Origin of the sequence: Demetria terragena DSM 11295 (assembly GCF_000376825.1) — a bacterium.
Classification (GTDB): domain Bacteria; phylum Actinomycetota; class Actinomycetes; order Actinomycetales; family Dermatophilaceae; genus Demetria; species Demetria terragena.
In genome coordinates this window covers 1,953,354-1,977,025 of record NZ_AQXW01000004.1, presented here as the reverse complement: position 1 = coordinate 1,977,025, position 23,672 = coordinate 1,953,354, and the positions used below count along the sequence as shown (strand labels likewise).

Annotated in this window: 21 protein-coding genes; 12 read left to right on the top strand and 9 right to left on the bottom strand. The window is 65.1% G+C overall.

Going from position 1 to position 23,672, the window contains the following annotated elements:
* Positions 1-10 precede the first annotated feature (10 nt).
* Positions 11-1,096 (bottom strand): C40 family peptidase, encoded by a 1,086-nt coding sequence (locus F562_RS19300; protein ID WP_018157575.1) that lies wholly within the window; start codon positions 1,094-1,096, stop codon positions 11-13.
* A gap of 400 nt (positions 1,097-1,496) precedes the next feature.
* On the opposite strand from F562_RS19300, the gene F562_RS0113885 reads away from it, so the two are divergent.
* Entirely contained in the window at positions 1,497-2,819 is a 1,323-nt protein-coding gene (locus tag F562_RS0113885; protein WP_026181282.1) for an MATE family efflux transporter, read from the top strand.
* A gap of 66 nt (positions 2,820-2,885) precedes the next feature.
* Here F562_RS0113885 and rplI read toward each other — a convergent pair whose 3' ends face one another.
* From rplI to F562_RS19290, 6 genes are all read right to left on the bottom strand, one after another.
* Entirely contained in the window at positions 2,886-3,335 is a 450-nt protein-coding gene (gene rplI, locus F562_RS0113880) for a 50S ribosomal protein L9 (protein WP_018157573.1), read from the bottom strand.
* Positions 3,336-3,415: 80 nt separating this feature from the next.
* Positions 3,416-3,658, bottom strand: a complete 243-nt coding sequence (gene rpsR, locus F562_RS0113875; protein WP_018157572.1) for a 30S ribosomal protein S18 — start codon at positions 3,656-3,658, stop codon at positions 3,416-3,418.
* 111 nt (positions 3,659-3,769) lie between these two features.
* Positions 3,770-4,369: a single-stranded DNA-binding protein gene (locus tag F562_RS0113870; protein ID WP_018157571.1), complete on the bottom strand. Its 600-nt coding sequence runs from the start codon at positions 4,367-4,369 to the stop codon at positions 3,770-3,772.
* 43 nt (positions 4,370-4,412) lie between these two features.
* On the bottom strand, positions 4,413-4,700 hold the full coding sequence (gene rpsF / locus F562_RS0113865; RefSeq protein WP_018157570.1) for a 30S ribosomal protein S6: 288 nt from the start codon (positions 4,698-4,700) through the stop codon (positions 4,413-4,415).
* Between the two features lie 196 nt (positions 4,701-4,896).
* Entirely contained in the window at positions 4,897-6,165 is a 1,269-nt protein-coding gene (locus F562_RS19295) for a glycosyltransferase 87 family protein (protein ID WP_156822670.1), read from the bottom strand.
* An 8-nt stretch (positions 6,166-6,173) separates the two neighbouring features.
* Entirely contained in the window at positions 6,174-8,513 is a 2,340-nt protein-coding gene (locus tag F562_RS19290) for a transglycosylase domain-containing protein (protein ID WP_051080174.1), read from the bottom strand.
* 216 nt (positions 8,514-8,729) lie between these two features.
* On the opposite strand from F562_RS19290, the gene F562_RS19285 reads away from it, so the two are divergent.
* Together F562_RS19285 and F562_RS0113845 are read left to right on the top strand one after the other, a co-directional pair.
* Positions 8,730-9,320, top strand: a complete 591-nt coding sequence (locus F562_RS19285; RefSeq protein WP_245553654.1) for a PadR family transcriptional regulator — start codon at positions 8,730-8,732, stop codon at positions 9,318-9,320.
* Positions 9,321-9,367: 47 nt separating this feature from the next.
* Positions 9,368-10,459, top strand: a complete 1,092-nt coding sequence (locus F562_RS0113845; protein WP_018157567.1) for an inositol-3-phosphate synthase — start codon at positions 9,368-9,370, stop codon at positions 10,457-10,459.
* 86 nt (positions 10,460-10,545) lie between these two features.
* Here the strand turns inward: F562_RS0113845 and F562_RS20315 are convergent, their stop codons facing one another.
* Positions 10,546-11,043 carry a hypothetical protein gene (locus tag F562_RS20315; RefSeq protein ID WP_169333391.1) on the bottom strand — a complete coding sequence of 166 codons (498 nt, stop codon included), beginning with the start codon at positions 11,041-11,043 and terminating at the stop codon, positions 10,546-10,548.
* Positions 11,044-11,294: 251 nt separating this feature from the next.
* Between F562_RS20315 and F562_RS0113835 the strand changes: the two genes are divergently transcribed.
* The 4 genes from F562_RS0113835 to F562_RS0113820 are packed head-to-tail and all read left to right on the top strand — an operon-like array spanning position 11,295 to position 14,869.
* Positions 11,295-11,936 carry an ABC transporter permease gene (locus F562_RS0113835; RefSeq protein WP_018157565.1) on the top strand — a complete coding sequence of 214 codons (642 nt, stop codon included), beginning with the start codon at positions 11,295-11,297 and terminating at the stop codon, positions 11,934-11,936.
* The gene (locus F562_RS0113830) at positions 11,929-13,095 is read left to right on the top strand and encodes an ABC transporter ATP-binding protein (protein ID WP_018157564.1); all 1,167 of its coding nucleotides are present in this window, start codon (positions 11,929-11,931) and stop codon (positions 13,093-13,095) included. Before F562_RS0113835 ends, F562_RS0113830 begins: the two co-directional genes overlap by 8 nt.
* On the top strand, positions 13,092-13,883 hold the full coding sequence (locus F562_RS0113825) for an ABC transporter permease (protein WP_018157563.1): 792 nt from the start codon (positions 13,092-13,094) through the stop codon (positions 13,881-13,883). Before F562_RS0113830 ends, F562_RS0113825 begins: the two co-directional genes overlap by 4 nt.
* On the top strand, positions 13,883-14,869 hold the full coding sequence (locus F562_RS0113820; protein WP_018157562.1) for a glycine betaine ABC transporter substrate-binding protein: 987 nt from the start codon (positions 13,883-13,885) through the stop codon (positions 14,867-14,869). Before F562_RS0113825 ends, F562_RS0113820 begins: the two co-directional genes overlap by 1 nt.
* Here the strand turns inward: F562_RS0113820 and F562_RS0113815 are convergent.
* A complete protein-coding gene (locus F562_RS0113815) occupies positions 14,859-16,424 on the bottom strand; it encodes a CCA tRNA nucleotidyltransferase (protein ID WP_018157561.1) in 1,566 nt (521 codons plus the stop codon). The genes F562_RS0113820 and F562_RS0113815 overlap by 11 nt on opposite strands.
* A gap of 25 nt (positions 16,425-16,449) precedes the next feature.
* Between F562_RS0113815 and F562_RS0113810 the strand changes: the two genes are divergently transcribed.
* The 5 genes from F562_RS0113810 (at position 16,450) to sigM (ending at position 23,633) form a co-directional block, all read left to right on the top strand.
* On the top strand, positions 16,450-16,932 hold the full coding sequence (locus F562_RS0113810; RefSeq protein ID WP_018157560.1) for an NUDIX hydrolase: 483 nt from the start codon (positions 16,450-16,452) through the stop codon (positions 16,930-16,932).
* Between the two features lie 5 nt (positions 16,933-16,937).
* Entirely contained in the window at positions 16,938-19,325 is a 2,388-nt protein-coding gene (locus F562_RS0113805; RefSeq protein ID WP_156822668.1) for a DUF6049 family protein, read from the top strand.
* Positions 19,318-21,273, top strand: coding sequence for a murein biosynthesis integral membrane protein MurJ (gene murJ / locus F562_RS0113800; RefSeq protein ID WP_156822667.1), 1,956 nt, complete (start codon positions 19,318-19,320; stop codon positions 21,271-21,273). The genes F562_RS0113805 and murJ overlap by 8 nt, the downstream gene beginning before the upstream one ends.
* A gap of 114 nt (positions 21,274-21,387) precedes the next feature.
* Positions 21,388-23,085 (top strand): protein kinase family protein, encoded by a 1,698-nt coding sequence (locus tag F562_RS0113795; RefSeq protein ID WP_018157557.1) that lies wholly within the window; start codon positions 21,388-21,390, stop codon positions 23,083-23,085.
* Positions 23,082-23,633, top strand: a complete 552-nt coding sequence (gene sigM, locus F562_RS0113790) for an RNA polymerase sigma factor SigM (RefSeq protein ID WP_018157556.1) — start codon at positions 23,082-23,084, stop codon at positions 23,631-23,633. Before F562_RS0113795 ends, sigM begins: the two co-directional genes overlap by 4 nt.
* The last annotated feature ends 39 nt before the right edge of the window (positions 23,634-23,672 follow it).

The window sequence follows — 23,672 nt, the reverse complement described above, 5'->3', positions numbered from 1 at the left end:
CGCGAGACCGCTACACCACCCGGATGGCCTTCACGGGCGGGACCCACATCTTGTGGATCGAGATCGAGGTTCCGGGTTGGGATGCGTCGAGGATCAAGCCGTCGCCGGCATAGATCGCGACGTGGCGGATCGGCGAGTGGAAGAACACCAGGTCGCCGACCTGGAGGCTGTTGAGATCGACCCCAGCGCCGAACTGTGACTGCGCCGCGGAGGTACGCGGCAACTCGACGCCAACCTGGCGGTAGACGAACTGCGTCAGGCCGGAGCAGTCGAATCCCGCTTCTGGGGACTCTTCGCCATAGGCGTAGTCGATGCCGATGTATTTCTTGGCAATGTCCAGCACGCGCTGTCCGGTCGCCGACGAACTCGGCTTGGACGGTGCGTCTGGCGTCGGGGTGCTGGGTTTATTTGGCGTGCTCGGGGTGGAGGACGTACCGCACGGGTAGCCGCCGAGCGCCTTCCAGGTGTTGGGGCCAGCCACGCCATCGGCGGACAACGCCTTCGATGACTGGAACTTCTTCAGCGCCGTCAAGGTGCCCGGGCCGAAGTTGCCATCGGTGCTGATGGATAGACGCGACTGCAGCTCTTTGACGGCGCTGCCAGTGGAGCCATAGCGCACGACCTGAACGGAGCAGGTGCCTGAAGGCGACGATGGCTCCGCTTTCGGGGTTGTTTTGCCGGGTGCGGCGCCCAGAGCTTTCCAGGTTTTGGGCCCCACGATGCCGTCGACCGAGAGGCTCTTGCTCCCTTGGAAGGATTTCACTGCGGCCAACGTGGCTGGGCCGAAACTGCCGTCAACGCTCACCGCGCCCAGGCGCTGCTGCAAGACCCGAACATCCGAACCCTTTGCGCCATAACGCAGCACAGGCATCTGGGTGGGTGCCTTTGGCGCGCTCGGGGCTGCCTTGGGGGTGATCGTGGGCGCCGTAGTGGGCGCAGCGATTGCCGTCGGCGATCCCCAGGCGCCGACCGCACCGGGCACGACGACCGCGACGCCGGCGGTGACAACGGTTCCGCGACGCCAAGCCACGGCATGACGAAGGGTCGACGATCGTGAGGGGTGCGTACGCACGTGCCGTGGAGCAGCCGTCGGCATCCGGGAGCCTTTCGATCGTTGCTGTCAGGTTGGGTCATGCGGGACCGACCTGGAATTTCCAAGTGGCCTTTCGCCAGCGGTCACTGCCGCCCCGGACCGGCAATGAACACGCCCCCCAGGATGCCCAATTGCGACGCATGTGAAAAGACGAGACTCGTGTGACTCGGCGTGTCCGATTGACAGGTGGGAAGATAGGGATTCGAAAGCTCCTACCGGGAAGGTCGGGGCATCACCCCGCCATTCCGGGGACAAGTAGCACATAACATCCGTGTAACTTCGAACGACACGCCGAGGAGTGTTCGGACGCGGATGTCGTCTCACATATTGAGATTTGAGCGGCCCCCAGCTCGCCGAAGACACCAGTGAGAACACCGGTCTTGTCCGGAACTACGCTGCAGCGGTGTCGAATTCGGTCCACCCGCACCGCGAGATTCTCCGGCTCGCCGTGCCCGCTTTCCTCACCCTGGTCGCCGAGCCACTGTTCCTGCTCGCCGATTCAGCCATCGTCGGCCACCTCGGGACCGTGCCCCTCGCCGGACTGGGCGTCGCGAGCGCGGCGCTGCTCACGGCGGCCAACATCTTCGTGTTCCTGGCCTATGGCACCACCAGCGTGGTGGCCCGCCAGATCGGCGCCGGACGACCGCTCGCGGCCCTGTCAGCAGGACTCGACGGGGTGTGGCTCGCGACCGTCATCGGTGCCGGAGCCGCCCTGGTGCTCGCGGTCTTCGCCCGTCCCATCTGCTCCGCCTTCGGCGCGAGCCCCGAAGTTCTCGACCAGGCGACGATCTATGTCCGCGTGTCCGCGCTTGGACTCCCCGCCATGCTCGTCGTCCTTGCAGCCACTGGGGTCCTGCGCGGGTTCCAAGACACCCGGACGCCTCTCGTCGCCGCCGTCGCGGGTTTCGGCGTCAATGTGGTGCTCAACTATCTCCTGGTCTACCCCGCGGGAATGGGCATCGCCGGCGCCGCATGGGGCACCGTCATCGCTCAGACCGGGATGGCGACCGGCCTGCTCATCATCGTCGTACGCCGCGCTCGCCGCGAAGGCGCCAGCCTGCGACCGCACCCCGGCCGCGTCCTGCACGCCGCATGGGGCGGCCTGCCGCTCCTCGTGCGAACACTCGCGCTCCGCGCAGCCTTCCTCCTGACCACGTGGGTCGCAGCCGGCTTCGGCGATGCCCCCCTGGCCGCCCACCAGGTTGCGCTGACGATCTTCGGATTCCTCGCCTTTGCGCTCGATGCACTCGCCATCGCCGGGCAAGCTCTCACCGGAAAGTCGCTGGGCGCCGGTGACGTCGCTGGGACCAAAGAAGCCACCCGCATCATGCTCTGGTGGGGTTGGTGGGCCGGAGTCGTCCTGGGTGGCATCATCCTCGCGCTGCACCAGGTCCTGCCGCGCCTGTTCAGCCCAGACGAGGCCGTACGCGATGCGCTCGCCGCGGCCCTCGTGGTGGTCGCTCTCGGCCAGCCGATAGCCGGGCTCGTGTTTGTTCTCGACGGCGTACTCATCGGCGCCGGCGACGGATTCGCGCTCGCTGTCGTGCAAGTTGCCGTGCTGGTCGCCTACCTGCCCGTGCTACTGCTGGTGCGCGCGCACACGGCCGACGGTGGTATCGGCTCCCTCCAGCTCCTCTGGTGGTCGTTCACCGCCTTCATGGCATTCCGCCTGATCGCACTGTGGCTGCGGGCCCGCACAGACCGTTGGCTCGTCGTCGGCGCCTGAACGGAAGATCGGCCCCGCCCCCACAAGGGGACGAGGCCGATCGTCTGCGCGATTAGTCAGTCAACGTCACTTGCTGCGTACGACGTTGAGCTTGACCGTGGCGGACACCTCAGGGTGCAGGCGCACCTGCACCTCAGCGCCACCAACGGTACGGATCGGCTGTTCGATCTGGATCGTGCGACGGTCCACCGAGCCAGCACCGGCTTCGCTGATCGCGGTCGCGATCTCGGCGGTCGTGACCGCACCAAACAGGCGGCCGGACTCGCCCGCGCGCGCGCTGATGTTGATCACCTGGGCCTCGACCGTGCCCTTGAGCGCCTTGGCGTCATCGAGCGACTTCACCGAACGCGCCTCACGGGCCCGGTTGATCGCGTCGACCTGCTTCTGGCCGCCTTTGGTCCACGGCGTCGCGAGGCTACGCGGCACCAGGTAGTTGCGGGCGTAGCCGTCCTTCACATCGACGATGTCGCCAGCAGTACCGAGCCGCGCGACCTCGTGCGTAAGAATTACCTTCATGAGTCTTTCCTTTGCTGAGTCCCCTGGGATTCTCGCGATCTAGCGACCGCGAGAACACGAGCGGAAAACGTCGTCAGGGCTTAGCGAGCCGAGCTGGAGTAGGGCAGGAGGGCCATCTCGCGAGCGTTCTTCACCGCGAGGGCGATGCGGCGCTGCTCCTGGACGGAGACACCGGTAACCCGACGCGCACGGATCTTGCCGCGGTCGGAGATGAACTTGCGCAACAGCGCAGTGTCCTTGTAATCGATCGACTCGACCTTCGCCGCCTTCAGCGGGTTGGCCTTCTTCTTGATGGGCTTGGTACGCACTACGGGCTTGGCCATCGTGGTGCTCTCCTTTGTGATGAGAGCCCGAGCAGGTGCTCGGGATGAGCTGACATTCGAAGTTGTGTGGTGCCGCGGACTGGTCCGCCACACCGTGTGGAGCAGCGGGCCTTAGAAAGGCGGCTCGTCGTAGGAGGGGCCGGTGCTCCAGCCGCCACCTTGCTGACCGCCGCTCTGCTGACCGCCACCAGAGCCACCCTGGCCACCACTGGCCCACGGGTCCTGCTGACCGCCGCCTTGCTGACCGCCACCCTGGGGCTGGCCACCCGAAGGTGCCCCGCCCTGCTGTTGGCCGCCGCCACCTTGTTGCTGACCGCCACCGAAGTTGCCGCCACCACTGCTGCGCTGGGACTTGTTGACCTTGACGTTGGCCCACCGCAAGGACGGGCCGACCTCGTCGACCTGCATCTCCATGACGGTGCGCTTCTCGCCCTCCTGGGTGTCCCAGGAACGAGACACGAGTCGGCCAGTCGCCAAAACACGATCGCCCCGGTGGAGCGACTCGGCGACGTTCTCAGCCGCGTCCCGCCATACGGAGCAGCGCATGAACAGCGTTTCGCCGTCCTTGAACTCGTTGGACTGCCGGTCGAAGGTCCGCGGCGTGGAAGCGATCGTGAAGTTTGCGACCGCTGCCCCGTTCGGGGTGAAGCGCAACTCCGGGTCGCTGGTGAGGTTGCCGACCACGGTGATCGGGGTGTCGCCTTGAGCCATGAGTGGTTCCCCTTCAGGTGAAAACGATGGTGTCTAAGCAGCGTTACGCGTCGCGGCGCAGCACCTTGGTGCGCATAACCGACTCGTTGAGACCCAACTGACGGTTGAGCTCCTGGGCGGTAGCTGACTCAGCGGTCAACGACACCACGACGTAAATGCCTTCAGACTTCTTTTGGATGTCATAGGCCAATCGGCGACGTCCCCAGATGTCAACGTTGTTGACAGAGCCGCCGTCTTTGGTGACGACACCGAGCATCTTGTCCAGCGCAGGCTGAACATTGCGCTCGTCCGACTCGGGGTCGAGGATGATCATGAGTTCGTACTGACGCATGCGGGAACCCACCTCCTTTGGTCTTGGCGGTCACGGTCTCTCCGTGACAGGAGGGTTGCAGCGTCTCGGAGTCGTCTTGTGCTTGGCCTAGTCATACTTTGCCAGCACCCGCCGACATCGCGCTGGACAGCGCGAGTGGTCTGTGGATAACGACACCGGGAACCGCACCAGAGTAGCGGGAGCCACCCGTGGGGCCCTAATCCACCCTGGAGGACTTTCGCGACCGGGCCTCCAGGTCAAAAACTCGCCACGCAAGGACAGCGAGGGCCAGCAGTCGCAAGCTCGAGAAGAAGACGTAGGCCGGGGCCGGCAACGACTTCTGTGAGTCGAAGCCGTGGCCGACATATAGCCAGGTCGCGGCGAAGGCCATCAGCTCGATACCGACCCAGATGAGGTAATCGCGCCACGGCAGCAGTGACGCGGCGATTAGCGGGAGCAGCCAGAGCGCCGACTGCAACGAGTTGCTCTTACCCGTCAGCATCACGATCGCCAGCATGAGGAGCGACAGTGTCGCCACCGTGGGCGGATTCGCTCGTCGCGCCAGGCGCCTCCCGACCATGAGCGCCACGCCAAGGCCCGCCACAGCAACGGTGGTGAGCAGCCACGTGGGGAGGGCGACGCCCACGATGTCCACCACGAGCCACACCGAGCCGTACGTCGCGCCCTGCCCCAGCCATGCCTGGTAAGGGTCCAGCGGGTTGCCGCCGAGCGCCACGGCCAAGCCGAGGCATACCGCGATCGTGGCCCCGGCGGCGGCGAGTGCGGCGCGCACCTGAGCCCGCTGGCCGGCCTGCCAGCCCAACAGGACGATCGCGACCAAGACGAGTGCGGGAAAACTGCGGGCCATGATCGCCGCGCCGAGCAGCGCCCCGGCGGCGCGCGGATGACCGCGCACCCAGGCCGCGAGGCCGACCGTCATCAGCGCGACGCCGAACAGGTCGAACGAGATCAACGAGGAGGTCACCAGCAGCGGACTCAAGCCAACAAAAGCTGCCCGCCACGGTCGAGTCGGCAGCATCCAGGCGAGAGCGGTGATCGTCACCGCGAGAAACAGAACGACCAGGACCGCTGCGATCGCGACGTACCACTGCTGTCGGCCCAAGCCAGCCGAGCCCGGCGCGAGGTGTTGGATGACCCAGGTCAGTACCGCTGTCAGGACCGGCTGGGTCTCACCCGACTGACCAACCGAGTAGGGACTGCTGGGCGGCAACCCGTTCGCGGCGGCGGGCAGGTCGGAATAACACATCCGCCACAGCGATCCGGGCGTCGACCACCCTTCCTGCAGGCAGTGATTCGTTCGCAGTACGCCGACCGCGACGAGGACGCTGGACAGCGCCGACAGAGTGGCCGCAGCAGGCACCCAAGCCCGCTGTCCTACCCGTGCATAGCGACCCACCGGCCCGCCGATGGCCTCGGCTCCTGCGGCCGCGATGCGCTCGGATCGACTCGGGATTTCCAAAGACACCGGCTGGCCTAGGGGCCGGCCTCGACGCCGTCCCGGGCCGGCGCCCGTGGAGTGGCGTCCGGAGCCGGCGGATCTGGTGGCTCCGGTGGCCTCGTCGGTCGGGTCGGTCGGGTCGGCAACGGCGGTCGAGTGGGCTCCGGCCGGGTCGTCGAAGGCGGCGGGGGTGTCGAACTCGACGGCGGCGGCTCCGAACTGGTCGAACTCGGCGCCGACGAACTGCTCGTGGACGTACTCGAGGAGGTGCTCGTGGACGACGAAGTCGAGCTCGAGGACGACGTGCTCGAGGAGGAGGAGCTCGAGGAGGAGGAACTCTCCTCCTCCGTGGTCGTTCTGGTCCGCGGCCGGTCAGTCGTGCGCTGGGTCGTGGGGCTGAAGGAGTTCGTCAGACGCGGTGCCTCTGGGAACTTCTCGACCTTTTCGCCCTTCAACGCTGCCTTCATGAAGGCCGTCCAGATCTCGGTCGGGAAGGTGCCACCGGTCAGGTTGGGGATGCCCGCGATGTTGGTCATCTCTTCGGTGGTCTTACCCCCGTCGGTCGACTTAAAGATGCCGACCGATGCGGTGAGTTGCGGGGTAAAGCCGTTGAACCACACCGCACGGTTAGCGCTGGCGGTACCGGTCTTACCTGCCGCCGGGCGACCGAGACCGGTCGTCCCTTGCCGCCCAGATCCGTACTTCACGACGTCTTCCATGGCAGCGCGGGTGTTCATCGCCACCGCCTTATCGAAGACACGCTTCTTGGCCGGTTTTGCCTCATAGGTGTAGTCACTAGTAACCGACGTCACCTTCTTGATGTAGTGCGGCGTGACCTTCTCGCCTTCATTGGCAATGGTGTTGTATGCCGTCGACATGTCCAGCACCCGCACTGAGTCGGTACCAAGGACATTGGCCAACGTGGGCTTGCCCAACGATGATTCCGGGATCCCGGCCTGCATCGCCATTTTCCTGGTCGTGCTCGGGCCGATGTCCTGATTGAGGCCCAAGAACACGGTGTTCACCGAATTCGCGGTCGCCCGGCGCAGGTTGATATTGCCGAAATTCTGGTTAGCGAAGTTGGTCGCGCCGCGCGCACCGTAGCCCGGGAACTTCATCGGGCTGTTGCCCAGATATTGAGTCTGCAGCGTCATGCCATCTTCAAGCGCGCCCAGCAAACCGAAAACCTTGAAACCCGACGCGGCCTGCATCTGCTGGAAGGTCGCATTGTTCGCTTCCTTGGCCGGGTCACGACCTCCATAAACGGCGACAATGGCGCCATCATCCGGCCGCTGCGCCGCGAGCCCCACGTGCAGGTCCTTAGCCTCCGGCGTCGTGGGGAGGCGCTCCTTCACGGCATTGACCGCAGCGGCTTGCGCCTTCTTGTTAATCGTGGTCGTGATGCGCAGGCCACCTCGGTCGATGTCCTGTTGGGTCAGGCCACGCGGGCCCTTCAACTCCTTCTCGACCAGGTCACGGAGGTACCCGTTGGGCCCCGGAATGGTTTGCTTCTTGCGATCCACGAAGCTAGGCATCCGCTGCTTGTCGCGCTCAGCCTGACTGAGCCAACCCTCGTCGACCATGCCATCCAAGACGTAGACCATGCGCCCGTTGGCCCGGTCACGTGCCTCCTGGCCACTGGCCGGGTCGAGGCTGGAGGGGCTGTTGATGATCGAGGCGAGGAAGGCTCCTTCGGAAACGGTGAGTTCCTTCGCGTCCTTGTTGAAGTACGCCTGTGAAGCGGCCTGGATGCCATACGCATTGCGACCGAAGTAGATCGTGTTGAGGTAGTTCTGCAGGATCTCGTCCTTGGGCAACTTGCGGTCGATCTTGACCGAGATCATGACCTCGTTGACCTTGCGGTTCAGCGTCTTGTCCTGTGACAAGAAGTAGTTCTTGACGTACTGCTGGGTGATGGTCGACCCACCCTGGACTTCGTCGCCCTTGATATTGGCCAGCACCGCACGCGCAATGCCGGTGAACGACACCCCGTCGTTGTCGTAAAAATCACGGTCCTCGGCAGCCAAGAAGGCGTTCTTGACGTGCTGCGGCACCTGCGAGATGGGGACGTCCTCGCGCGTGGTGTTGTTGAAGCGCGCGAGTTCGGTCTTGCCGTCGTCGTAGTAGAGGACAGAGACCTGGCGCTGGGCGTCTTCGTTGGGCTGGGGGATCTCCGTGCGCTGATAGAGCACGAACAACACGACCATGCCGATCACGGCGAGGGTCGCCAGACCGATGGCCGAGCGGGTCAGGATCTTATAGGCGAGGCCATGTTTCTTGCGCTGCCGACCGCGGCGGGTCGTCGAGGTAGCGCCGTCGCCATCGTCGGGTTGAGTGGGAACCTCAGCCGTGGGGTCGAGATCGTCGTCGGACACAGAAATCCTTCGTGAACGGAAGCCATGCGGCAGGACGTGAGGCACCGAGACCCCAATCCAGGGTAACCCCCATCCCTGACGACAGGGTTCGGTTCGGCTGGGAGGTCCAACCACACACGGGACATATCGGTGCGATATATCCGTGGTAGCGTCGAACTCACAAACTTCGACTTTGTTAGGTCAAGTCGGGATTTCCGACGGGTGGAGAGGTGCAGCGTGGTCGCATCCCGCCGTGCCGCCATGCTCGAGTTAGCCATCCTGGGACTCCTGCAAGACAGCCCCATGCACGGCTACGAACTGCGGAAGCGACTCACGGGTGTGCTCGGCGCTTTCCGGGTGGTGTCCTACGGGTCGCTGTATCCCTGTCTGCGCACCCTCGAACACCGCGCGTGGATCAGCACCTCTGGCGACTCGGCCACCGGGCGGCGTACCAAGATCACCTACGAATTGACGGCCGAAGGCAAAGAACACTTCCAAGCCGTACTCGACCGGGCCGGGCCGACAGCCTGGGAGGACGACTCCTTCGACGTGCACTTCGCCTTCTTCGGGCGCGCCTCCCGCGATGCCAGGCTTCGCATTCTCGAAGGTCGCCGTTCCCGACTGGAGCAGCGTCTGGACGCTGCCCGCACCGAAGCCAAGGAGCGACGGGAACGCGCCGACGCCTACACCGCTGAATTGCACCGGCATGGGTTGGAGCGCGAGGAGCGCGAGATCCGCTGGCTATCCGAGCTGATCGAGACCGAGCGCACGGCGTACTCCAACGCCGACCGCACGATCGACACCTCCGCACCACCTGACACGGACTGATCGCACGACCAACCGCCGGTCCGCCGGCACGGGAAAGGACACAACACATGGGCAACATTCGAGTCGCTGTCGTCGGCGTCGGGAACTGCGCGAGCAGCCTGGTGCAAGGCGTCGAGTACTACAAAGACGCCGACCCGTCGGCGACCGTCCCCGGCTTGATGCACGTGAAGTTCGGCGATTACCACGTCAACGACGTGAAGTTCGTTGCCGCCTTCGACGTCGACGACAAGAAGGTCGGCAAGGACCTCGCCGAGGCCATTGGGGCCAGCGAAAACAACACCATCAAGCTGTGCGACGTCCCGACCTCCGGCGTCGAGGTACAGCGCGGACCGACCCTCGATGGCATCGGCAAGTACTACGCCATGACGATCGAGGAGTCCGCCGCCGAGCCCGTCGATGTCGTCCAGGCGCTCAAAGACGCGCAGGTCGACGTTCTGGTGTCCTACCTTCCCGTGGGTTCCGAGCAGGCCGACAAGTTCTACGCGCAGTGCGCCATCGACGCGGGCGTCGCCTTCGTCAACGCACTGCCGGTCTTCATCGCCAGCGACCCGGAGTGGGCCAAGAAGTTCGAAGACGCCGGCGTCCCGATCATCGGCGATGACATCAAGAGCCAGGTCGGCGCAACGATCACCCACCGCGTCATGGCCCGCCTGTTTGAGGACCGTGGTGTGGTGCTGGATCGCACCTACCAACTCAACGTTGGCGGCAACATGGACTTCAAGAACATGCTCGAGCGCGAGCGCCTGGAGTCCAAGAAGGTCTCCAAGACCCAGGCCGTGACCTCCAACCTGTCCGGCGAGTTGGCCAACAAGACCGATGACCGCAACGTCCACATCGGCCCGTCCGACTACGTCGCCTGGCTCGATGACCGCAAGTGGGCCTATGTGCGCCTTGAGGGCCGCGCCTTCGGCGACGTGCCGTTGAACCTGGAATACAAACTCGAGGTATGGGACTCCCCCAACTCCGCCGGCATCATCATCGACGCGATCCGCGCCGCGAAGATCGCCAAGGACCGCGGAATCGGTGGCGCGCTGTTGTCCGCGAGCTCCTACCTGATGAAGTCACCGCCGGAGCAGCGCGAAGACTCCCTCGGCCGGGCCAAGGTCGAGGCGTTCATTGCGGGTGACGAACCGCGCTGACCTCTGTCGCTGCCGGCCCGGAAGGGCGCGTCAGGGAACGTGGGTGTGACCTCGCCATGCCTAGGCAGTGCGGTCACCACCCACGATCACTGAGTCCACGCGGACCTGGCGATTGCCGTGAGCATCACGATCCCGGTGAGCGTGGCGGCCACGGCGGCGGGAACCGCACCGCCAATCAGCCCACTCAGCAATCCGATCACGCCAAGCGCGGTCACCGTCCAACCAAGGGTCGCGAAGATCGGCACATTGAACGTCTTCGCAAACGGCACGAAGTGTGCGCCGACCGCGATGACGACCACCGCTGGTTGTAACTCTGGTCGATCCACGGCATCAAGGACGACCCGCCCGATGGCCATCAAAGCGAGCATCCCCGCGATGCTGCCGCTGTAAATCAGCCCGGCATAGGGACCGGGCGGCCCTGGGTCAGTGAGCCGGCGCGGGCGCACAAAAACGGCGAAGATGGTGACCGCGAGCGCAACCAACCAGGCGCCGAGAGCGATCTCTGGCCAGGCGCCGGGCAGTTCGCTGCGGTTGATCAACACAAATGCCGTCGCGCCGATCGTTCCGATGATGCTGCCGGTCACCGCCGGGTGGAGAGGCTCGTGGATTCCACGGCTCATCGGCGATGGCCGTGACGGCGCGGCCGGTCGAGTCATTCCTGAGTCCCTCGCTGAATCCCTGATCGTCTGCGGATCGCGAATTCTATCTCGACCTCACACCTTTCGCAGCGTGTCCGCGAATATCCACGCACTCTTTGCTTTGCGACTAGTTTAGTAAGGAAATTCGACGTCACCCGCCTTCGGGTGTCGTGCCCCCGACCGGAAGGTTTACGCCCATGCGCGACTTCCTGGACGAGCGCTGGGCTGACATCCTTTTCCGGTCGTACCAACACGTGAGTTTGGTCGTCCAGTCGTTGCTTCTCGCGACGATCATTGCCATCGCGCTCGCCATGCTGATCGTCTCCCAGCCGCGGCTGGCGGGCATTGCCAATGCGATCACGGCGATCGGGCTCACCATCCCAAGCCTTGCGCTGCTCGGTGTCGCCCTCGTCATCTTCGGGGTGGGCGCCAAACCCAGTATCGCTGTCGTCACCTTCTACGCCATTCTGCCGATCCTGCGTAATGCGGTGGTTGGACTCAATGGCGTCAAACCCGAATTGCTTGAATCCGCCAAGGGCATGGGCCTCAATCCAGCCGGACAGTTCTTGCGGGTACGCCTTCCGCTCGCCTGGCCCGTCATCCTGGCCGGACTGCGCGTCTCAGCCCAGATGTCTATGGGCGTGGCCGCTATTGGTGCCTACGCACTCGGCCCCGGCCTCGGTGGATCCATCTTCTCCGGCCTGTCGCGCATTGGCGGCGCCAACGCCGTCAATAGCGCACTAGTTGGCACCATCGGCATCGTGATCCTTGCGATGCTGCTCGACCTTGCTCTGCTGTTCTTCGGCCGACTCACCATCTCCAGGGGTATCCGTGCCTGATCACACCAATGCCATCAGCGGTGCCGAACTCCGGTTCACCGACGTCGTCAAGCAGTACCCGAGCCAGAAGGCCCCGGCTGTCGGCAACCTGTCGCTGCACATTCCCGCTGGCGAAACCGTCATGTTCGTCGGTCCGTCCGGCTGTGGCAAGACGACCTCCTTGAAGATGATCAACCGGCTCATCAACCCCACCAGTGGTTCGATCACGATCGACGGCGAAGACATCGGCACTAAGGATGTCGATGAGTTGCGCCGCAGCATCGGCTACGTGATTCAGGGCGGCTCGCTGTTTCCCCACCTGACCGTCGCGCAGAACGTCGCGATGGTCCCCAAGCTGCTGAAGTGGAAAACGTCGCGCATCGACGAGCGCATCGAGGAACTCCTCGACCTCGTCGGGCTCGACCCCAAGGTTTATGCGCACCGCTTCCCCCGTGAACTCTCTGGTGGTCAGCAGCAGCGGGTGGGTGTCGCCCGTGGGCTGGCTGCCGACCCCCCGGTCGTGCTCATGGACGAACCGTTTGGCGCGGTGGACCCCATTACTCGCCAACGCCTGCAGGACGAATTGCTGTCCATCCAAGAAGAACTGCACAAAACCATCATCTGCGTCACGCACGACATTGACGAGGCGCTCAAGCTGGGTGATCGCATCCTCATCTTGCGGGAGGGGGCTCAGATCGCGCAGTACGACACCCCCGAGGCGATCCTGGCCGCACCGGCCAATGAGTTCGTCGAAGACTTCGTCGGCTCGGGCTCATCCCTGAAGTCCCTGACCTTGGCCCGAGTGCGGGACCTGGAGATCCAACCGCAAGCCACCGCCAGACTCGGATCGTCAGGCGAGGACGCCCGGGCCAGCGCTGAGCAGACTGGGCACCGCTCGGTCGTCATCCTGGATGATCGCGACCGCCCGGTCGACTGGCTCTGGCGCCGCGACTTGAACGGCCCTATTCAGGTGAAGAACGCCGACTTGGATTCGGTCGACCACCGGGCCACCCTCAACGATGCACTCGACGCCATGCTGACCTCCAATCACGACGGGATTGTCGTGACCGGTAAGCGCGATGAATATCTGGGCATCGTGACCTTCCGCCAGGTCACCGATCACGTACGCGCCGTGAACGAACAGGCTGAACTAGCCTCCGGCGAGGAGTCCTCACCATGACGGCCGATCCCTCGATCGTCACCACCACCGTCGAGGAAACGGGCGCGACCAAAGGTGGCCTGCGGGCCAATCTGCCCACCATCGCCGGTATCCCGATCCTGGTGGTCATCATCCTGGGCTGCTGGATCTTCTGGCGCTCCACCACCACGCTGGACGATATCGAGGCACGCATCCTGGACTGGGGAAACGTCGGCACGCTGACGGTGGAGCACCTGAAGCTGACCGTCGTGACCTCGATCGTCGTGCTCGTCACCGCGATTCCGGTGGGCATCGCCCTGACCCGGCCGGCGTTGCGCAAACTTTCCGGGCCGGTTATTGCCGTGGCGAACGCGGGCCAGGCTGCTCCGGTCATTGGCGTCATCGTGTTGCTGGCCATGTGGATCGGTTTCGGGTTTACCACCGCCGTCATCTCGCTGGCGGCCTACTCCTTCTTGCCCGTCCTGCGCAACACCATCGTCGGGCTGCAGTCGATCGACCCCACGCTGGTCGAAGCGGCGCAGGGCATGGGGATGTCCAAGTTCGCCGTCCTACTGCGCATCGAGTTGCCGATGGCAGTGCCGATCATCATGACCGGTGTTCGCACCACCCTCGTGCTGGTTGCCGGGACCGCGGCCTTCGGTACCTTCATCGACGCTGGCGGCCTTGGCTCGCTCATCAAGACCGGGATCGAATTGGACCGAACCTCGGTCCTGGTCAGCGGTGCCGTACTCATCGCCGCACTTGCGCTCATCATCGACTGGCTCGGTCGGCTCATGGAACTCGCCGCCACCCCGAAAGGAATGCGCTGATGAGGACCCCTGCCCGCCTACGCCGAAGCGGCGTCGTCCTGACGGCCGGGGCGATGCTGCTCACCGGATGTGGACTTGGCTCTGCCGGCGGCTTCGTCCCCAGCGGCAAACTCTCCGGTGCCGTCAGCGACGTCAAGCCGCTGAACGGCGCCGAGATCGCCATCGGCTCGAAGAACTTTACCGAGCAGATCCTGTTGGGCAAGATCGCAATCATCATGCTGAAGTCGGCGGGCGCCACCGTCACCGACCTCACCAACATCCCCGGAAGCTCGAGTGCCCGTCAGGCGCAGGTGCAGGGCGACATCCAGATCATGTGGGAGTACACCGGAACGGGATGGATCAACTACCTCGGGCATACCGATCCGATCCCCGACGAACGCAAGCAGTATGTCGCCGTCCGCGACGAGGACGCCAAGAAGAATGCCTTGCGCTGGTTGCCTTCCGCCCCCCTGAACAACACCTATGGCATGGCCGTGAAGTCCTCGGTTGCCAAAAAATACGGCCTCAACACGATGAGCGACATGAAGAAGGTGCCGCAGGCCGAGCGCACGTTCTGCGTGGAGTCTGAGTTCGCCAGCCGCAACGACGGCTTCGAGCCCATGCTCAAGAAGTACGGCCTCCCGCTGGGCAGCACGATTAAGAAGAACCAAGTCAAGACGCTCGACACCGGCGCCATCTACGCCGCAACCGGCAACGGGCTCTGCACCTTCGGTGAAGTCTTCACGACGGACGGTCGGATCAAGGCGCTCAACTTGAAGGTCCTTGAGGATGACAAGAGTTACTTCCCCAAGTACAACGCATCCCTGGTCGTCGCGAACAAGACGCTTGAGGCCTATCCGCAGATCAAGGAGCTATTCGCTCCCGTCGCAGCCAAACTGACCAACAATGTCTTGCTCGAGCTCAATCGACAGATCGATGTCGATGGTCGGGAGCCCGGGGACGTGGCGTTCGATTGGCTCACGAAGCAGGGCTTGATCACCGAGTAGCCTCGGGTTGGTCGGCCCACCAGGCAAGCAACCGCTCGGTGGCGGCGTCCTCGCCAATCGGGCCCTCGTCCAGGCGCACCTGCAGCAGATGCTGGTATGCCCGCCCGAGCACCGGCCCCGGTGCGATGCCCAAAACCTCACCGATCTGGTTGCCATTGAGTTCCGGGCGCACCTTGCCCAGCTCCTCAGCCTCCAGCAACGTGGCGATCCGGCGCTCGAGATCGTCGTAGGTGCGCGCGAGGCGCTCAGCCTTCTTACGGTTGCGCGTCGTGCAGTCTGAACGAGTCAGTAGGTGCAGCCGACCCAGCAGCGGTCCCGCATCGGTGATGTATCGCCGGACGGCCGAGTCGGTCCATTCGCCGCCGCCGTAGCCGTGGAATCTTAGGTGCAGTTCGACGAGCCGGGTGACCGCCTTGATCGTCTCCTTGTCGAAACGCAACTCCCGCAGGCGCTTGCGGGTCATCTTTGCGCCCACCACTTCGTGATGGTGGAAGGACACCCCGCCACCGGCCTCGAAACGCCGGGTGGCGGGCTTACCGATGTCATGCAGCAGCGCCGCGAGGCGAAGGACGAGATCCGGACCCTCGATCGGCTCGACCTCGCCCACCTCCCGGACCTCGCGCGGACCCTCGAGCGCGATGGCTTGCTCCAGCACGATGAGGGAGTGCTCGTAGACATCCTTATGCCGGTGGTGCTCATCGACCTCGAGTTGCAGCGCGGGCAACTCCGGCAGGACGTGAGCGGCAAGGCCGGTGTCGACCAGCAGGCGCAACCCATCAACCGGGCGGGACGCGAGCATCAACTTCGTGATCTCGTCGCGAACTCGTTCAGCTGACACGATGGCGATCCGGTCGGCCATATCGGACATGGCGGCCTGAACGTCCTCGGTCACCACAAACCCGAGCGAGGCCACGAACCGTGCCGCGCGCATCATCCGCAGCGGGTCATCGGAGAACGAGATCTCCGGAGTCGATGGGGTACGCAGCCTCCGCTCCAGGAGGTCGCCCAACCCGTCGAAGGGGTCGACAAACGTCAGGTCGGGGATCCGCATCGCCATCGCATTGATCGCAAAGTCGCGCCGGGCGAGATCGTCATCCAGGTTGTCGCCGAAGGCGACGACCGGCTTGCGGGAACTCGGGTCATAGGCATCGGCCCGGTAGGTCGTCACCTCAACCACGACGTCGCGAAGTCGGGCGCCGATCGTCCCAAACTCGCGGCCGACATCCCAGGTCGCGCTGCCCCACTCCTCCAGCAACGCCAAGATCTCATCCGGAGTAGCCGAGGTGGTGAGGTCCAGATCGACGATCGCGCGGCCGAGGAGAGCGTCGCGCACCGGTCCGCCCACCAGCGCGAGCTCGTGCCCGGCAGCGGTGAACCGCTCACCAAGGTCGGTGAGCACGGGCAAATGCGGGGCGAGATGAGCCGTTGCGCGTTGCAACAACGTCAGAGCGTCGGGACGATCAGGCACCCGGACAGGGTAGGCCGTGAACGACCCGGTCCGTGCCACCCGGTTATCGGTGGGTGGGACAGGACCCCGCAGACACAGCACGCCCATCAGACTCGCTGGCTACAGTGTCGGAATGACCCTCCAACTGCCTCGCCACCGCGCCTCGCGGCGGTTGGCTGCTGTGGAGGAACGGTCCGCCGGTGGTGTGGTGATCGATGTACGCCACGGCGTCGCCTACATCGCGCTCATCGCGCGGCGCAATCGGGCCGGTCGCCTCGAGTGGTGTCTGCCCAAGGGGCACGTCGAATCCGGGGAGACCCTGGTCGAGACCGCGGTACGTGAAGTGGCCGAAGAAACCGGCATTCACGGCCGAGCCCTGGTCACGCTCGGCACGATTGACTATTGGTTCACCACTCCCGAGTACCGCATCCACAAAATGGTCCATCACTACCTCCTGGAGGCTTTGGGCGGCGAGATCAGTGTTGAAGGTGACCCCGACCATGAGGCCATCGACGCCCAGTGGTTCCGCCTGGACACCGTTCAACGCCAGTTGACCTTCCCCAACGAGCGGCGCATCGCGCGAACGGCCTGGGTATGCCTGGCCGGGACCGCCTGACCCCTGTGCGCACCAGATTCGGAGGCGCGCCACGCACGGGCGCCGCGTTGCTGTCCGTCCTCGCGACGTTGATCCTGGTCCTCGGGTTCTCGATCCCGCTCAGCCAAGCCAGTACGACCCCGGCCACAGCGGAGGACGTCACCTCCTCCATCACCGTGAGCTCGGTCTCCCCGGCGGTCGCCAAGCCCGACACCTCGCTAGTGATCATCGGGCGCATCACCAACGGTGGCAACGACGCGATTGCGCAACCGGTGGTTCGGCTGCGCCTTGATGACGCCCGGCTCACGACCCGATCCGACGTTGACGACTGGATGTCGGGGTCCGGATCCGCAGCGACGGATGAGGTCGGGCAGGCCGTCCTCGACCGGCCGCTCGAGCCTGGCAAGTCCGTGCCCTTCCAGCTGTCGATTCAGGCCGATCAGTTGCCCAGTGAGGTGTCCGCGCAGACCAATCTCGCGGCCACGCTGAGCGTCACCGACGGTAACGCCGCTGGCGCGCCCGCCAAGATGACCCTCCCGACGGTCATTCCGTGGGATGGCGCAGGAAAGACGCCGCCGTCCACCGTGACCGTCGGCTGGGTCGTGCCGTTGACTCTTCCCGCCGACCCCAACCTGTTCAGCAGTACCGGCGCCACTCGGCTCGCCGCCTGGCGTCGGGCGATCGGACCCGGGTCGGCTGTTGACCGATTGATGCGCGATCTTCGGGGCTTGCCGGTGACCTGGCTGGTCGACCCGAGCATGGTGGAACCGCCGATGTCTCCGGATCCGGACCTGCCCGCCGCAGATTCCGAGCCCGAGGGCAATCCCACCGAAACGCCGACACCCTCCGCCACGCCGACGCCCTCCGCGTCGGAGCCCCAGGAGTCAGATCCGACGGATTCCGGCGCCACCTCGCCGGGCACGGACGCCACGGGCACCGGCTCTCCGACGCCCTCGAGTACGCCGGATCCCAGCGGAGGATCTGAATCAGGTACCCCGACCGAGTCCGACACGAGCCCACCGTCCTCCTCGCCGTCCTCGTCCTCCAGCTCGCTGCCGACCATGCCTCCGGCCGACGACACCTCCGTCAACACCTTGGTGACCGACCTGCGACAACGCCTGGTGAACCGCGGCGAAGCCCAATCGCTGTGGTGGCTGCCGTACGGCGATCCTGACGTCGTCGCCCTCCAGAAAGCGGGTGGGGAGCAATCTGTACGCCGCCTCCTGGATCGAAAGCTCAGCCCGGCCAACGCCTCCATGAGCAACATCGTGGTCAATTGGCCCGCAACCCAGCCGACGAAAGCAGAGCTCACCAGCATCACCGGCGCCTGGCGCGGCGCCCGCAACAGCGATGCCCCGGCCACCCTTCTCCCCAGCAGCCAAGTCGCCGACGACCGCGCTGGCGTGGCCCATCGCCTCACCAATGGAACCCCCGTACTGGGCTACGACCAGCGGGTGTCCCGCTTGCTTGACCGCGACGGCGAAGGCGGTGACGGTCAACGCGTTCAGCGCTACCTCGCCACAACGTTGGCGATGGCCCGATCAAGCACCCAGAATCGCGACCTTCTCGCCCTTGCGCCACGCCTCGACCAGGCGGCCCCCGAGGCGGTGTCCTCCCTCATCCGCGCGTCCGTGGATGTGCCGTGGTTGAAGGGTGCATCCGCGGCGGCGCCACTCCGCCAAACTGCCCGCGCCCCGACGTCGGCGCGCCTTCAGTCGCCCAACCCCAGCCGCGATGCCCCCGCGAGCCCGATCACCCGCGACTCCTTGGACCGTGCGGCCTCTGACCGGCGGCTCCTCAACGACATGGGCACGATCCTCGTGGACTCCGGCGACGTCGTAGCGGGTTGGTCGGCGGCCTACGACGAGCTCTCCTCCGTGCGCTGGCGCGGGCAGAACACCGCCCACCAGACCGCCCTGAACCGGCTCGGTACCGCACTGCGCGAGATGCCCGCCAAGATCTCCGTACGTCCCGGTTCGATCAACTTCTTCACCGATGAGAGCGAAATCGGCGTCACGGTCGTCAACGGTCTCAACCGCGGGCTCCGCAATGTGCGTCTCACGCTGGAGCCACGGCTGGCGATTCTCGAAGTCCCGGATCAACCTGAACCGCTCACTCTTGGCGCTGACACCCGCGACACCGTTCGCGTGGACTTCAAGGCGCTGTCCTCCGGGAAAGTCAACGTCGACGCCACGCTGAGCACTCCGTCCGGAATGCCACTGGGCCCCGCCGACGACGCGCCGACACAACTGCAATTCACCGTGCGTCCCACCGGTTCATGGCTTTACTGGGTCCTGGGAGCCGTCGCCGGACCTATCCTCGTGGTCGGCATTTATCGCAGCCTGCGCACTCCGCGCCGCGATCCGGAGCCGGGTCCCATACCGGACCAGCCGCCAGAGAGTGACGATGACTAGCGACCCGCCCAAGCCAAGCCTGGGTCAGCTCTACTCCCCTCAGCCACCCACATTTCCCTCGGCTCAGCACGACATCGCCGAGTCCCTGGGGGCACAGTTCTCGGAGTGGATTGCCGTGGACACCGCAACCCGGGAGGTGGCCCACGGCGTCGAGGACGCCACCGACATCGGCACGCAGTGGCATACCGCGTTGCCCAACCGACTCAGCGATGAGTGGTACGCCGGACACAGCGACTCGTTCGCCACCGTTGATGAGGTCGCACAGGCCGCCAGCGAAGCCCCCGAGACCGGACCCGACCTAGCGCAGGACGCAGCACCCGCCGAGCAGGATGCCCCCACTCGGGCATCATCCGACGACCGCCGTGGGCTGGCCCGAGCTAGCGCGCTCATGGCCGCCGGAACCCTCGTCTCTCGTGTCCTTGGACTGGCCCGTGGCGTTCTGCAAGTCACGGCCATCGGCGCCACAACTGCCGCTGCCAACGCCTGGTCGACGGCCAACACCTTGCCCAACATCATCTATCTGCTGCTGGCCGGCGGCGTGATCAACGCGGTCCTCGTCCCACAGATCACTAAGGCACTGCGGCATGAGGATGGTGGCAAGGGCTATACCGACCGGCTCCTGACGCTTGCCTTCACCATTCTTGGTGTCCTGACAGCGGTCTGTGTGCTCGCAGCCCCACTGCTCTATCGCCTGTATGACCTGTCCGCCAGTGACTCCCGGCTCGCACTCGGTACCTCGTTCGCCCTGATCTGCCTTCCACAGATTTTCTTCTACGGGGTCTACGCACTTCTGGGCCAGGTGCTCAACGCCCGCGGCCGCTTCGGCGCCTTCATGTGGGCACCGGCGCTCGCCAATGTGGTCGCAATCGCTGGGCTCGTCTACTTCCTGATGGCCATGCCGCACGAGGCGCCGCTTGAGGACTGGACCGCTTCGATGGTCTGGGTATTGGCGGGTTCGGCGACCCTCGGCATCGTGTTGCAAGCGCTATGCCTCATCCCGGTGCTGGCCAAGGACGGCTACCGCTTCACCCCCAACTTCCGGTGGCGCGGCGTCGGTCTCCGCTCAACGTCCAAGATCGCGCTCTGGGCCTTTGCCGCGGTGGTGTTGCAGCAGCTCGGCCTGGTCATCACGACCAACGTGCTCAACACCCAGGCGGCAGGGGAGCCCGGTAAGGGCGCCCAGGAGTACGCGTACCTGCTGTTCATGCTGCCGCACTCGCTGCTCACCGTGTCCTTGGTCACCGCACTCTTCACGCGCATGTCCAAAGCCGCGAATGCTCAGAATCACCCGCTGGTTCGCCGGGATATGCGCGAAGGCCTGCGCCTCATTGGGGTGGCAACCATTCCCTGCGCCGTCGGCGGCATCGTCCTAGCCGTACCGCTCATCACGATGCTCTATGGCGCCGGCAGCGTATGGGCCATCGGCTCGATCATGGTTCCGATGCTGTTGGGTCTGACGACATATGGCCTCTGCGTCATGGTGCAGCGCGCCTTCTATGCCTATGAAGACGCCAAGACGCCGTTCTGGATGCAAGTGATCACCAGCAGCCTCGCCGCGGTCATCACCCTGTCTTGTCTGGTGCTTCCCGACCACTACGTCGGTGTCGGCATCGGCTTATCCCTCACCCTCAGCAACACCGCTCAAGGCATCATCGGGTTGCGTTGGCTGCAACGTCGGACCGGCCGAATCATGATTGGCGACGTGGTCCGCACCTATGTGCGACTCCTGGTCGCCTCGCTCATCGCAGCGGGCTTCGCCTTCGGGATCGTCGCGCTGATGCGCGCCGCTGGCGCCGACGGCAAGCCGGGCTCCGTCCTGGTCGTGCTCATCGCCGGTCCGATATTCCTGCTCATCTACGTCTGGTGCGCGCGCATCATGCGAGTCAGCGAGATCGAGGACTTGGTGCGGCCCGTCGTTCGCCGCCTTCCAGGCCGAGGAGGGCGCTGACCGCGTGCCGTCCCGGAGTCGTCCTTTGTCTCACCTAGGATGGCGCGGACGGCATGGGGTCAGCGCGGGCCTGCAGTGCCCGATGAACGTCATCCATCAGTGAAGGAGTTGTGCGTGGACGGCATCAGCCGCGGCACTGTCCTGGGCGGTCGCTATACCTTGCAGCAGGCGCTGTCCAGCAGGAACGGTGTCGAGCAGTGGGTGGCCAGCGACGGCACCCTAGGGCGCGAAACGACGGTGACTGTCTTTGCCGCCGATCACCCCCACGCCTCTGCCGCTCTGGACTCAGCACGACGCATTGCGGGCGTCGAAGATCGTCGACTGGCACAGGTACTCGATGTTGGCACCGAGTCAGAACCCACCGTGTCCTACGTCATCACCGAGGCCACCCACCACTCCCACTCCGTCGCGGCCTTGCTCCGCGAGGGCACCTTGCCCGCGGAGGAAGTCCGACGGATCGTTGGTGAAGCCGCCGTCGCGCTCGAAACCGCGCGGCAGCGTGGCCTTCACCACCAAACCTTGAGCCCGCACGAGGTGCTGCGTTCCTCCGATGGCGCTGTGCAAGTCAGTGGCGTCGCCGTCGCCGCTGCCCTCATGGGCCGCGATGACGACGACGGAGATAGCGCCTCCCGTCAGGACGTACGAGCGCTCGTGCGAGTCGCGTATGCCGGCCTCACCGCGCGCTGGCCCGGCGAGTCCGATATGCCTGGCGTGGAATCCGTCGACCGCCGCGCCGACGGCCAACTTCCGGCGCCTAGCGAACTCGTCGGTCGCGTTCCTGGTGACTTAGACACGTTGTGCCGCACGGTGCTGAGCGCCGATGAAGGTCCACGCACGCCGGGCGAGTTGGCACGCCAACTCTCGCCCTGGTCGGCCGAGCGAGTCCACGGTGCCGGCGGGCGTTCTACCGAAGCCGGAGAACCCTCCCGTGATGGCCGCCGCCTCGCGACCGGGACGAGCATGACCGGAGCCTCGATCGCCTCCAAGGACGCCATCGGACAAACCGACCATGATTCGACCGACCCCGGCTCCCTGGACCAGGACGACGAACCGACAATGATCGGTCGGCGTCCACAGTTCGATCAGGACGAGACGTCCGCCTATCCGATTTCGCAGAGCGAGCCCGAGCACTACAACGCGGACCCGTACCACGAAGAAGACCTCGAGCCACCGTTGCCGCTCCTGGCCCATGGCACCGAAGAACCAGACAGTCGCTCCAGTCGCCTGGCCTTGGCGATTGTTGCCGCGGTCGTGGTGCTCGCCCTATTCCTGGGTTTCCTTGGCCTCCGTGGCCTGTTCAGTCCCTCGGAAGACACCGACCAGGCCGCGCAGCCCTCGACAGCGACTAAGTCGGCACAGTCCGGGACTCCTTCGGCCAAGACAACCCCCGCCAAGGAAGTCGACGTGGCCAGCGTCAGCACCTTTGCCCCCGGTGGCACCGGCAACGAGCATGGCTGGGAAGCCGAGAACGTGATCGACGACGACCCAGAGACCGTGTGGGAAACCCGCTACTACCGGAGCCAGGACTTCTCCGACGGGGGACCGGGCCTCGTGCTCAACCTCGGAAAGCCCACCAAGGTCAGTAAAGTGACCGTAGACGTCAACGGCGCCGCCATTGATGCGACGGTCCTCACCGCGGACAACCCCACGGAAGGCGACGAGATGGGCACTTTCTCAGGCGATGGCAAGCAGACTGTCTCTGCGACCAGCGCCCCGAAGGTGCAGTACGTCATTGTTCGCGTCTCCAAGCTCGGCACCCAGGACTCCGGCCAGAACCGCGCCCGGATTGGCGAGGTCTCCGTCTTCTCATGAGCGATGAGCGCTCCGATCGCGATCTGCTGGCGCAACACTGCGCCGGCGATGCGGACGCGTTCGGAGAACTTTTCGCGCGGCATAAGGATCGAATGTGGGCCGTCGCGCTACGTACGTGTCGCGACCCTGAACTCGCTGCCGATGCCGTCCAGGACGGCTTTATTTCCGCATTTCGCCGGGCAGATAGCTTCCGTGGAGACGCCCAAGTCACCACCTGGCTACACCGCATCATCGTCAATGCCTGCCTAGACCGACTGCGGCGGATCAAGCCCACCAGCGAGTTGCCCGACTACGACCTGGCCGACCGGCATGACCACCACAGTGCCGTCGACATCCGATTGGATGTCCAGCAGGCGCTCAGCAAGATCCCCGAAGCCCAGCGGCTCGCCTTGACCATGGTCGACATGCAAGGCCTGAGCGTGGCCGAAGCCGCCCAGGTTCTCGAGGTCGCCGAAGGCACCGTCAAATCCCGCTGTGCGCGCGGTCGAACGGCTCTGGCCGAGTTGTTGCGGGACAAACACGGCGACAGTTACCCCCTGCCCGGCTGAGCCCCGCCCCCATGACTGAACACCCGCCAACGGCGGAAC